General features: G+C 55.2%; 6 protein-coding genes. 5 read left to right on the top strand and 1 reads right to left on the bottom strand.

Annotation, left to right across the window (positions count from 1 at the left end; all coding sequences use genetic code 11):
- Positions 1-39: 39 nt before the first annotated feature.
- Positions 40-1,008, bottom strand: a complete 969-nt coding sequence (gene trxB, locus AB7E14_RS15040; RefSeq protein WP_043001206.1) for a thioredoxin-disulfide reductase — start codon at positions 1,006-1,008, stop codon at positions 40-42.
- A 546-nt stretch (positions 1,009-1,554) separates the two neighbouring features.
- Here trxB and lrp point away from each other — a divergent pair.
- The 5 genes from lrp (at position 1,555) to serS (ending at position 9,627) form a co-directional block, all read left to right on the top strand.
- A complete protein-coding gene (lrp, locus tag AB7E14_RS15035; RefSeq protein ID WP_000228469.1) occupies positions 1,555-2,049 on the top strand; it encodes a leucine-responsive transcriptional regulator Lrp in 495 nt (164 codons plus the stop codon).
- Between the two features lie 134 nt (positions 2,050-2,183).
- Positions 2,184-6,167: a DNA translocase FtsK gene (gene ftsK / locus AB7E14_RS15030; RefSeq protein ID WP_316962172.1), complete on the top strand. Its 3,984-nt coding sequence runs from the start codon at positions 2,184-2,186 to the stop codon at positions 6,165-6,167.
- Between the two features lie 111 nt (positions 6,168-6,278).
- A complete protein-coding gene (gene lolA, locus AB7E14_RS15025) occupies positions 6,279-6,890 on the top strand; it encodes an outer membrane lipoprotein chaperone LolA (RefSeq protein ID WP_044256345.1) in 612 nt (203 codons plus the stop codon).
- 8 nt (positions 6,891-6,898) lie between these two features.
- Positions 6,899-8,242 carry a replication-associated recombination protein RarA gene (rarA, locus tag AB7E14_RS15020; RefSeq protein ID WP_043001204.1) on the top strand — a complete coding sequence of 448 codons (1,344 nt, stop codon included), beginning with the start codon at positions 6,899-6,901 and terminating at the stop codon, positions 8,240-8,242.
- Between the two features lie 92 nt (positions 8,243-8,334).
- Positions 8,335-9,627 carry a serine--tRNA ligase gene (gene serS, locus AB7E14_RS15015; protein WP_043001203.1) on the top strand — a complete coding sequence of 431 codons (1,293 nt, stop codon included), beginning with the start codon at positions 8,335-8,337 and terminating at the stop codon, positions 9,625-9,627.
- Positions 9,628-9,736 lie beyond the last annotated feature (109 nt).

Raw genomic sequence — 9,736 nt, 5'->3', positions numbered from 1 at the left:
ATAGTCGCCTTATTTACTTTTGTTGCTGATTTGTAAAAACTATTTGCACGCGTCGGCTAAACCGTCGAGGTAGCGTTCAGCATCCAGCGCAGCCATACAACCGGTGCCTGCGGAGGTGATAGCCTGACGGTAAATGTGGTCCATCACGTCGCCCGCAGCAAAGACGCCCGGGATGCTGGTCTGAGTCGCGTTACCGTGACTCCCGGACTGCACTTTAATGTAGCCGTTTTCCAGCTCAAGCTGTCCTTCGAAAATCGCCGTGTTCGGGCTGTGGCCGATGGCAACAAACAGCCCTGCGACATCCAGCGACTCAATGTTGTCCGCATTCTGCGTATCACGCAGGCGCAGACCCGTGACGCCCATCTGATCGCCGGTCACTTCTTCCAGCGTGCGGTGGGTGTGCAGCACGATGTTGCCGTTCTCCACTTTGTCCATCAGACGCTTAATCAGAATTTTTTCCGCGCGGAAGCCGTCACGACGGTGAATCAGGTGAACTTCAGAGGCGATGTTTGCCAGATACAGCGCTTCTTCGACGGCTGTGTTACCGCCACCGATAACCGCGACTTTCTGGTTACGATAGAAAAAACCGTCGCAGGTAGCGCAGGCAGAAACGCCACGGCCTTTGAATGCCTCTTCTGACGGCAGACCGAGATAACGAGCGGACGCACCGGTAGCGATGATTAGCGCATCACAGGTGTACTCTGCACTGTCACCGATCAGACGGAACGGACGGTTTTGCAGGTCCACTTTATTGATGTGATCGAAGATGATCTCGGTTTCAAACTTAGTCGCATGCTCGTGCATACGTTCCATCAGCAGTGGTCCGGTCAGATCATTCGGATCGCCCGGCCAGTTTTCCACTTCTGTGGTGGTGGTCAGTTGACCGCCTTTTTCCATACCGGTAATCAGTACCGGCTGCAGGTTTGCGCGCGCAGCATAGACCGCTGCGGTATATCCCGCCGGGCCGGAACCCAGGATAAGCAGTTTACTGTGTTTGGTCGTGCCCATGAGATCCTCATTGTTGTTGGCAGGCAATGGGCTGGATTGTAGGGAATTTGACGGCGTAAAAAAAGGGTATAGCGATTTTGTTAACAATTTGTGGAATAGACGAGGCCAATGAGTGAACAAATCTGCAGTCACGCCATAATGAATTCTACTTAAAATCCCTCAGTTATAAGGTGATAAAATGATGAATCATCTTAACGCCTAATGAATAACTGGCATGTTGTACTAAAAATCGATGTTTTGCTTTGACAATCACCTGCTGTTTTGCGAAAACATTCGAGGAAGAAAAAAACAGTGTTGTGTGTGTGCCGCATAATCATGCATATAAATACCATGTTTACCGGGCTAGCGAAATCTACGCATGGTGTGGACAGACGCCATTCGTGATGTCGATAGCTGCCGTCAGGCAACGGTCTTCTCACTATAGACCCAGGCATTGCGCGCCGCTAATCCTCTTGGGTTCGGTCTATTGTGATGGGCATCGACTCTCGACAATGATGTTTGATGAGTCAGGCAGGAGTAGGGAAGGAATACAGAGAGACAATAATAATGGTAGATAGCAAGAAGCGCCCTGGCAAAGATCTCGACCGTATTGATCGTAACATTCTTAATGAGCTGCAAAAGGATGGGCGTATTTCTAACGTCGAGCTTTCTAAACGAGTGGGACTTTCCCCGACGCCCTGCCTTGAGCGTGTGCGTCGTCTGGAAAGACAGGGTTTCATTCAGGGCTATACAGCGCTGTTAAACCCGCATTATCTGGATGCATCACTTCTGGTATTTGTTGAGATTACTCTGAATCGTGGCGCTCCGGATGTGTTTGAACAATTCAACGCCGCAGTACAAAAACTTGAAGAAATTCAAGAGTGTCATTTGGTGTCTGGCGATTTCGACTACCTGTTGAAAACACGTGTGCCGGACATGTCAGCCTACCGTAAGCTGCTGGGGGAAACCCTGCTGCGTCTGCCTGGCGTCAATGACACCCGTACTTACGTGGTAATGGAAGAAGTCAAACAGAGTAATCGTCTGGTTATTAAGACGCGCTAATACGGAACAGGTGCAAAATCGGCGTATTTTGATTACACTCCTGTTAATCCATACAGCAACAGTGCCGGGGTAACCCGGTGCTGTTGTCCGTTTTAGCATCGGGCAGGAAAAGCCCGAAACCTGGAGAGCCTTTTTTGAGCCAGGAATACACTGAAGACAAAGAAGTCACATTGACAAAGTTAAGCAGCGGGCGCCGACTTCTGGAGGCGTTGCTGATTCTTATTGCCCTTTTTGCCGTCTGGCTGATGGCAGCCTTACTGAGCTTTAATCCTTCTGATCCCAGTTGGTCGCAAACGGCCTGGCATGAGCCTATCCATAATTTGGGCGGGGCGCCGGGGGCATGGCTGGCGGATACCCTGTTCTTTATCTTTGGGATAATGGCGTACACCATTCCTGTCATCATTGTGGGCGGCTGCTGGTTTGCCTGGCGTCACCAGGCGACCGATGACTATATCGACTATTTTGCCGTCTCGCTGCGCATCATTGGCGTGCTGGCGCTTATCCTTACTTCCTGTGGTCTGGCCGCTATTAATGCCGATGACATCTGGTACTTCGCCTCCGGCGGGGTGATTGGCAGTCTGTTGAGTACCACCCTGCAACCGCTGCTGCACAGCAGTGGTGGCACCATTACGCTTCTGTGCGTGTGGGCGGCAGGGCTGACGCTCTTTACCGGCTGGTCCTGGGTTAGCATCGCCGAAAAACTTGGCGGCTGGCTGCTCAATATTCTGACCTTTGCCAGCAACCGTACCCGTCGTGATGATACCTGGGTAGAAGACGACGAGTACGAAGACGATGAAGAGTATGAAGATGAAGTCGAGGGCGGGAAACGTGAGTCCCGTCGGGCGCGTATTCTTCGCGGTGCGCTGGCGCGCCGTAAACGTCTGGCTGAAAAATTTATCAATCCGCATGGCCGTCAGACGGATGCGGCGCTCTTCTCCGGCAGACGCATGGATGATGACGATGAGATAGCCTACAGTGCGCGCGGCGTCGCGACCGATCCTGGCGATGTGCTGTTCTCCGGGCATCGTGCGACGCAGCCGGAATATGATGAATACGATCCGCTGTTAAACGGTCATTCGGTGACCGAACCCGTCGCCGCTGCGGCGGCGGCAACGGCTGCGGCTCAGGCCTGGGCTGCGCCGGTCGATCCGATTATGCAAACGCCGCCCCTACCGGGAGCAGAAACCGTTCCTGTACAACCTGCGGTTGCATGGCAACCCGTACCAGGCCCGCAAACCGGCGAGCCGGTGATTGCTCCTGCGCCGGAAGGCTATCCGTCGCACAACCCGTACGCGCAGCCGCAGCAGGCGCAGTATGAGACATGGCAACAGCCTGTTCCGACTGAACCGCAATACGCTGCGCCTGTGGCCCCTGAAGCTGGTTATCCGCAGCCAGGCGTACCGCAACAACCGTGGCAGCAACCGCAAGCTACGGTAGAGCAACCCTGGCAGCCCGAGCCGGTTTATCAACCCGAGCCTGTCCAGCAGCCGGTTTATCATCAGCCAGCGTATCAGCCGGAGCCTTTATCGCCACAGGAACCTGTGGTTCCGCAAGCTCCGATTACTGAGCCTGAGCCGGTAGTCGAAGAGACAAAACCTGCGCGCCCGCCGCTGTACTACTTTGAAGAAGTGGAAGAGAAGCGTGCGCGTGAACGTGAGCAACTGGCCGCGTGGTATCAGCCGATTCCTGAACCTGTTAACGCGCCGGAACCGGTGGTTCCTGCACCGTCAACTGCGCCTTCTATACCGCCTGTTGACACCGCTGCGACCATTGCGCCGATCGCTGCAAGCGTGAAGGATGCGACCTTATCAGCCGGTGCGACTGCGGCAGCTGCAGCGCCAGTCTTCAGCCTCGCGAATGGCGGAGCGCCGCGTCCGCAGGTGAAAGAAGGGATTGGCCCGCAACTGCCTCGTCCCAATCGCGTACGTGTACCGACACGCCGTGAGCTGGCATCGTATGGTATTAAATTGCCTTCTCAGCGTATGGCTGAGGAGAGAGCGCGTGAAGCCGGTCAACACGATCCGCAGTATAGCGATGATGAAATCGACGCCATGCAACAGGACGAACTGGCTCGTCAGTTTGCTCAGTCACAGCAAAGTCGTTATGGCGACGAGTATCAGCATGAGGCGACGCAGGCCGACGATGAAGATGCCGCTGCGGAAGCTGAACTGGCGCGCCAGTTTGCCTCTTCACAGCAACAGCGCTACGCCGGTGAGCAACCTGCCGGAGCGAATCCATTCTCGCTGGATGATTTTGAGTTTTCACCCATGAAAACGCTGGTCGATAACGGCCCGCATGAGCCGCTGTTTACACCGGGCGTAATGCCGGAGTCTGCGCCTGTTCAGCCACCCACAACGCCGCAGTATCAGCAGCCGCAACAGCCGGTAGCGCCACAGCCGCAGTATCAGCAGCCGCAACAGCCGGTAGCGCCGCAGCCGCAGTATCAACAGCCGCAACAGCCGGTAGCGCCGCAGCAGCACTATCAACAACCACAACAGCCGGCAGCGCCGCAGCCACAGTATCAGCAACCGCATCAGCCGGTAGTGACGCAGCAACCTGCTGCACCTCAGCCGCAGGAAAGCCTGATTCACCCGCTGCTGATGCGCAATGGTGACAGCCGTCCGCTGCAAAAACCGACGACGCCACTGCCTTCGCTGGATCTGCTGACGCAGCCACCGAGTGAAGTGGAGCCGGTTGATACCTTCGCGCTGGAACAAATGGCGCGCCTGGTTGAAGCTCGCCTGGCTGATTTCCGCATCAAGGCCGATGTGGTGAATTACTCGCCAGGTCCTGTGATCACCCGTTTTGAACTGAATCTGGCGCCGGGTGTGAAAGCGGCGCGTATTTCCAACCTTTCTCGTGACCTGGCGCGTTCGTTGTCGACTGTCGCGGTGCGCGTGGTGGAAGTGATTCCGGGTAAACCATACGTAGGCCTGGAATTGCCGAACAAAAAACGGCAGACCGTTTACCTGCGTGAAGTGCTGGATAACGCGAAGTTCCGTGAAAACCCATCGCCGCTGACCGTCGTGTTGGGTAAAGATATTGCCGGCGATCCGGTGGTAGCCGATCTGGCGAAAATGCCGCACCTGCTGGTGGCGGGGACAACCGGTTCGGGTAAATCGGTTGGGGTGAACGCCATGATCCTCAGCATGCTTTATAAGGCGCAGCCGGAAGACGTTCGTTTCATCATGATCGACCCGAAAATGCTGGAGCTGTCGGTTTACGAAGGCATTCCGCATCTGCTGACGGAAGTCGTCACGGATATGAAAGACGCCGCCAACGCCCTGCGCTGGAGCGTTAACGAGATGGAACGCCGTTACAAGCTGATGTCTGCGCTGGGCGTGCGTAATCTTGCGGGTTACAACGAGAAGATAGCCGAAGCCGCGCGGATGGGACGTCCGATTCCGGACCCGTACTGGAAACCAGGCGACAGTATGGATGCGCAGCATCCGGTACTGGAAAAACTGCCGTATATCGTTGTGCTGGTTGACGAATTTGCCGACCTGATGATGACCGTCGGTAAGAAAGTTGAAGAGCTGATTGCCCGACTGGCGCAAAAAGCCCGTGCGGCCGGGATCCACCTGGTGTTGGCGACACAGCGTCCATCGGTTGACGTCATTACCGGTCTTATTAAAGCCAACATCCCGACACGTATTGCCTTCACCGTGTCAAGTAAGATTGACTCGCGTACTATCCTCGATCAGGGCGGTGCAGAATCGCTGCTGGGGATGGGGGATATGCTTTACTCCGGGCCAAACTCCACCATGCCGGTGCGTGTTCACGGCGCATTTGTCCGTGACCAGGAAGTGCATGCGGTGGTGCAGGACTGGAAGGCGCGTGGGCGTCCGCAGTATGTGGATGGCATCACCTCCGACAGCGAAAGCGAAGGCGGCGGCGGTGGCTTTGACGGTGGCGAAGAGCTGGATCCGTTATTCGATCAGGCTGTCAACTTTGTGACAGAGAAACGTAAAGCGTCCATCTCCGGCGTACAGCGCCAGTTCCGTATTGGCTACAACCGTGCGGCGCGCATTATCGAACAGATGGAAGCGCAGGGAATCGTCAGCGAACAAGGCCATAACGGCAATCGTGAAGTGCTGGCGCCACCACCGTTTGACTAAGTGCAAAGTTACGTAATTCAGTATTGTCTTCTTTCCTCACGCTGATTTTTGGCCTGGAATGGATAGCAGAGGGATCTCCCGGTCGGGAGTGACGTATTTTGAGGAATAACAATGAAAAAAATCGCAATCACCTGTGCATTACTCTCAGGATTCGTGGTAAGCAGCGTTTGGGCGGATGCCGCCAGCGATCTGAAAAGTCGCCTGGATAAAGTAAGCAGCTTCCACGCCAGCTTCACACAGAAAGTGACTGATGGCAGCGGCGCTGCTGTTCAGGAAGGTCAGGGTGATTTGTGGGTGAAGCGTCCGAACCTGTTTAACTGGCACATGACGCAGCCTGATGAAAGCATTCTGGTTTCTGATGGGAAAACGCTGTGGTTCTTCAACCCGTTTGTTGAGCAGGCCACCGCGACCTGGCTGAAAGACGCCACCGGCAACACGCCGTTTATGCTGATTGCCCGCAACCAGTCCAGCGACTGGCAACAGTACAATATCAAGCAGAACGGTGACGACTTCGTCCTGACGCCGAAAACCAGCAACGGTAACCTGAAACAGTTCACCATCAATGTGGGCCGTGACGGGACTATTCATCAGTTCAGCGCCGTGGAGCAGGATGACCAGCGCAGCAGCTATCAGCTGAAATCACAGCAGAATGGCGCCGTTGACGCATCGAAGTTCACCTTTACTCCACCGCAAGGCGTAACGGTAGACGACCAACGTAAGTAGAGGCCTGCGTGAGCAACCTGTCGCTCGATTTTTCTGATAATACCTTTCAGCCACTGGCCGCGCGGATGCGGCCAGAAAATTTAGCGCAGTATATTGGTCAGCAGCACCTGCTGGCTGCGGGTAAACCGTTGCCGCGTGCGATTGAAGCCGGACATCTGCACTCCATGATCTTGTGGGGACCGCCGGGAACCGGGAAAACGACACTCGCTGAAGTGATTGCCCGCTACGCCGATGCCGACGTTGAGCGGATATCGGCGGTCACCTCCGGCGTGAAAGAGATCCGCGAAGCCATCGAACGCGCCCGTCAGAATCGTCATGCCGGGCGTCGCACTATTCTTTTTGTTGACGAAGTTCATCGCTTTAATAAAAGCCAACAGGATGCGTTCTTACCGCATATTGAAGACGGCACGATCACCTTTATCGGGGCAACCACCGAAAACCCGTCGTTTGAACTGAATTCTGCGCTGTTGTCGCGGGCGCGCGTCTATTTGCTCAAATCGCTGACCACGGAAGATATCGAACAGGTTCTCCGTCAGGCGATGGAAGACAAGGCGCGGGGCTATGGTGGCCAGGATATCGTTCTGCCGGATGATACCCGCAAAGCCATCGCGGAACTGGTCAATGGTGATGCGCGCCGCGCATTGAACACCCTGGAAATGATGGCTGATATGGCCGAAGTGGATGATAGCGGCAAGCGAGTACTGCTTCCCGCATTGTTGACCGAAATCGCCGGTGAGCGCAGCGCGCGTTTTGATAACAAAGGCGACCGCTTCTACGATCTCATTTCCGCATTGCATAAATCAGTTCGCGGCAGCGCGCCGGATGCGGCACTTTACTGGTATGCGCGAATCATTACGGCCGGGGGGGATCCGCTGTATGTCGCGCGCCGTTGCCTGGCGATTGCTTCCGAAGATGTGGGCAATGCCGATCCGCGTGCGATGCAGGTGGCGATTTCCGCCTGGGACTGCTTCACGCGTGTGGGGCCTGCTGAAGGCGAGCGCGCCATCGCCCAGGCGATTGTTTATCTGGCCTGTGCACCGAAAAGCAATGCGGTGTATACCGCCTTTAAAGCGGCGCTCTCCGATGCCCGTGAACGTCCTGACTATGACGTACCTGTTCATCTGCGCAATGCGCCGACGAAGTTGATGAAAGAGATGGGTTACGGCCAGGAATATCGTTATGCACATGACGAACCGAATGCTTATGCCGCGGGCGAGGAATATTTCCCGCCGGAGATGGCACAAACACGCTATTATCACCCCACAAACAGAGGTCTTGAGGGCAAGATTGGCGAAAAGCTCGCCTGGCTCGCCGGACAGGATCAAAATAGCCCTATAAAACGCTACCGTTAGCGCAGGCGTTGCGGTAATGTTGGCACTGTATCCCTGTGACCGCAGGCTGTGGTCACATTTTCCCATTTCAATTCGATAAGCACAGGATAAGCATGCTCGATCCCAATCTGCTGCGTAATGAGCCAGACGCAGTCGCTGAAAAACTGGCACGCCGGGGCTTTAAGCTGGATGTAGATAAGCTGCGCGCTCTTGAAGAGCGTCGTAAAGTTTTGCAGGTCAATACTGAAAACCTGCAGGCAGAGCGTAACTCTCGATCGAAATCCATCGGCCAGGCGAAAGCGCGCGGGGAAGATATCGAGCCTTTACGTCTGGAAGTGAACAAACTGGGCGAAGAGCTGGATGCCGCAAAAGCGGAGCTGGATGTTTTACAGGCTGAGATCCGCGATATCGCGCTGGCCATTCCTAACCTGCCTGCAGACGAAGTGCCGGTCGGTAAAGACGAGAACGATAACGTTGAAGTCAGCCGCTGGGGTACCCCGCGCGAGTTTGACTTTGAGGTTCGCGATCACGTCACGCTGGGCGAAATGCATTCCGGTCTGGATTTCGCTGCTGCCGTTAAGCTGACGGGTTCCCGCTTCGTGGTGATGAAAGGGCAGATTGCCCGTATGCACCGTGCGCTCTCGCAATTTATGCTCGATCTGCATACCGAACAGCATGGCTACAGCGAAAACTATGTGCCGTATCTGGTCAACCATGACACCCTGTACGGCACGGGGCAGTTGCCGAAATTTGCTGGCGATCTGTTCCACACGCGTCCGCTGGAAGAAGAGGCTGACAGCAGTAACTACGCGTTGATCCCGACGGCAGAAGTGCCGCTGACCAACCTGGTGCGTGATGAGATCATCGACGAAGACCAACTGCCGATCAAAATGACGGCGCACACACCGTGCTTCCGCTCTGAAGCGGGTTCCTACGGTCGTGATACCCGTGGCCTGATCCGTATGCACCAGTTCGACAAAGTTGAAATGGTACAGATCGTTCGCCCGGAAGATTCAATGGCAGCGCTGGAAGAGATGACCGGTCATGCGGAGAAAGTGCTGCAACTGCTGGGTCTGCCCTATCGCAAAATCATTCTTTGCACCGGCGACATGGGCTTTGGCGCATGCAAAACCTACGATCTGGAAGTGTGGGTACCGGCGCAGAATACCTACCGCGAGATTTCATCCTGCTCTAACGTCTGGGATTTCCAGGCGCGCCGTATGCAGGCTCGCTGCCGCAGCAAGTCCGACAAAAAGACCCGTCTGGTGCATACTCTGAACGGTTCTGGTCTGGCGGTTGGTCGTACGCTGGTGGCGGTGATGGAAAACTACCAGCAGGCTGATGGCCGTATCGAAGTGCCGGAAGTGTTGCGTCCGTACATGAACGGACTGGAATATATCGGTTAATCCTCGCTTCACTCTTTCTAAAAAGCGCCTTTGGGCGCTTTTTTTATGCCTGTTTGACGCCGGACAATAATCATTACCCCCTTAGGGGTAATATTACTTTCGAATGAAA

This window comes from Citrobacter sp., assembly GCF_050252275.1.
GTDB lineage: Bacteria > Pseudomonadota > Gammaproteobacteria > Enterobacterales > Enterobacteriaceae > Citrobacter_A > Citrobacter_A amalonaticus.
The sequence above is the reverse complement of the archived record's forward strand: the minus strand, read 5'-3'. Positions and strand labels throughout refer to the sequence as shown.

Excerpts from the sequence above, each read along its gene's own strand:
- lrp (WP_000228469.1), top strand. The coding sequence starts at position 1,555 with ATGGTAGATAGCAAGAAGCGCCCTGGCAAAGATCTCGACCGTATTGAT.
- trxB (WP_043001206.1), bottom strand. The coding sequence starts at position 1,008 with ATGGGCACGACCAAACACAGTAAACTGCTTATCCTGGGTTCCGGCCCG.
- lolA (WP_044256345.1), top strand. The coding sequence starts at position 6,279 with ATGAAAAAAATCGCAATCACCTGTGCATTACTCTCAGGATTCGTGGTA.
- serS (WP_043001203.1), top strand. The coding sequence starts at position 8,335 with ATGCTCGATCCCAATCTGCTGCGTAATGAGCCAGACGCAGTCGCTGAA.